The sequence below is a fragment of the Catenulispora sp. GAS73 genome, from assembly GCF_041262085.1.
Taxonomy (GTDB): domain Bacteria; phylum Actinomycetota; class Actinomycetes; order Streptomycetales; family Catenulisporaceae; genus Catenulispora.
In genome coordinates this window covers 1-1,012 of sequence record NZ_JBGCCM010000106.1, presented here as the reverse complement: position 1 = coordinate 1,012, position 1,012 = coordinate 1, and the positions used below count along the sequence as shown (strand labels likewise).

1 protein-coding gene is annotated in these 1,012 nt (G+C 66.0%); it reads left to right on the top strand.

Annotated features, from left to right (window positions below):
* Window positions 1-725: 725 nt before the first annotated feature.
* Window positions 726-1,012, top strand: a 287-nt coding sequence (locus ABH935_RS50890) for a transposase (protein ID WP_370385246.1), incomplete at its 3' end; no start/stop codon positions are given.

The following is a 1,012-nucleotide window of genomic DNA, read 5'->3' as shown; positions in this document are numbered from 1 at the left end:
TCGGTTGTCGGTTGTCGGTTGTCGGTTGTCGGTTGTCGGTTGTCGGTTGTCGGTTGTCGGTTGTCGGTTGTCGGTTGTCGGTTGTCGGTTGTCGGTTGTCGGCTTGTGGCTTGTGGCTTGTGGGGTGGTGGTGGTGGTTGGTGGCGGCGGCGGTGCTGGGCGGGGGTGCGTGCGGGTGTTCGGTGGACTGGCCGGGTGCAGTTTGTCTGTGGGTTCACAGGCGATTTTTACGGCTTCGCCAAAGGTTTGATGACCTCGCAGGGGGACGCAGTTCGGTTGAGCCCCGCATGTCGCGCTGGCGGCCGCCGGTTTTCGCTGACACGACCGCGCTGTGGTTCAGGCTTCTGCGGCAGTGCGCTGGCGGCTGGCGGTTTTCGTGGGCACGATCGCGCGGCGGTCCGAGTCACTGCGCATGTCGTAGGCGGCAATCGTCGTGCGTGGTGGGCACCTTGAGGCCTCCGGCGGGCGCTCTACAGCGAGGGGGCGACCCGCGCGTCCGGCGCTTCGGCGGCGGCCCGCGACTGGTCGGCTTTCTATCCGCTGTTGCCTGCGTTGCGTTGTTCGGTGGCGGTGTTGCTTGTGGTCGCCGGGTTCTGGGTCCCTCGCCGCGTCGTCGCCGTAGACGGAACCAGCCCGGTTTGGCGGAATCAAGCCGCATCGCTGTTGCTGTGTGAACCGCTCCGGATTTGATCCAGACTCGATCTGTTTGTAAGGATCAAGTCGTTATGCCTCATGTCAAGCCATACCCCGCCGACCTGCGGGACCGGGCGGTACGCCTGGTTCTGCAGACGACCGACCAGTACCCGTCCCGGGACGCCGCGATCAAGTCGATCGCGGCGAAACTGGGGATCGGGACCGCGCAGACGCTGCGCAACTGGGTCCGCCAAGCCGAGATCGACGCCGGCGCCCGCCCAGGTGTGACCACCGAGGAAGCCGCCCGGATCAAGGCGCTGGAGCGGGAGAACGCCGAGCTACGGCGGGCCAACGAGATCCTCAAAGCCGCGGCGTCTTT